The organism is Parendozoicomonas sp. Alg238-R29, assembly GCF_947331445.1.
Classification (GTDB): domain Bacteria; phylum Pseudomonadota; class Gammaproteobacteria; order Pseudomonadales; family Endozoicomonadaceae; genus Sansalvadorimonas.
The window spans coordinates 1-883 of the sequence record NZ_CAMZOG010000246.1 but is presented as its reverse complement, the minus strand read 5'-3'; the positions used below and the strand labels follow the sequence as shown (position 1 = coordinate 883).

Annotated in this window: 1 protein-coding gene; it reads right to left on the bottom strand. The window is 35.4% G+C overall.

The genetic code is table 11. From position 1 onward, the window contains the following. Positions 1-211: 211 nt before the first annotated feature. Entirely contained in the window at positions 212-730 is a 519-nt protein-coding gene (locus QMA35_RS21880; protein ID WP_281649248.1) for a hypothetical protein, read from the bottom strand. Positions 731-883 lie beyond the last annotated feature (153 nt).

Genomic DNA, 883 nt, shown 5'->3' with positions numbered 1-883 from the left:
AGCAGCCCGAAAAATGTTTGCAGAATAAACACGTTGAAAGAATGAACTTTCAGGATTTGCACGTGGCAAACTCCAATATTTGATTGCCAGCTCCACAAAACTCTTTGTTGTTTCTCAGGAAAGCACAGACCGAAACATTAATATTTGCACATTGACGCACAACGCCTGCTTAAGGGGCGCCGTAGGCGTCCCATTTGAAGCACTTGTTAGGTTAACAATTGCTGATTCTATAATTTAACTTTTTGAGAAAGATGACTGGTTCAATGTTTTTGTATGTTGTAAATATCAGAAAAGATAATAGTACAGGGTAAAAAAATACAGCTATGCTTTCACCTTGTGATATAGAAACAATACCAAACAAAGTTAATGGGACTAAAAGAATCATGAAGAACATGATTGATATAAAAGAGAACCAGTAAAATAACTCATCTCCCTTGCTTGGGACTGTAAGCATTTCACCATTTTTCATTTTTAAAGCAGGCCAAGCTTTTTTAAGAATGTTTATACTGATATTCTTATTTATAAGCCAGTCAGTTATTTGATGCCTTTGATTTTTTGAAGCATATACTTTCGTGTTTGCATGAAATAACTCTTGTGCAAAAGACTCTTGGAATAGATACCAGTCATCACTTCCATCCTCAAATTTGGAAAGTGCCTCTTCAAAATTCTTGCTCTTTCCAAACCTTATATTTTCATTATGAAATTTAAAGTATTGTGAGATTGCAATCATTGCTAGCGTCGCACATATGAAGGCAATAGCAACATACTGAATAATTATATTGTCTGAAAATATTTTTATTAATTCTCAATACCGCGGACACTTTCAGGCGGCGATAGCTCCATAGTTACTCAGCTGCTCGTAAGCACCCCTGACTTTTTCATC

Coding starts and splice junctions, on each gene's coding strand:
- QMA35_RS21880 (WP_281649248.1), bottom strand. CDS start 730: ATGATTGCAATCTCACAATACTTTAAATTTCATAATGAAAATATAAGG.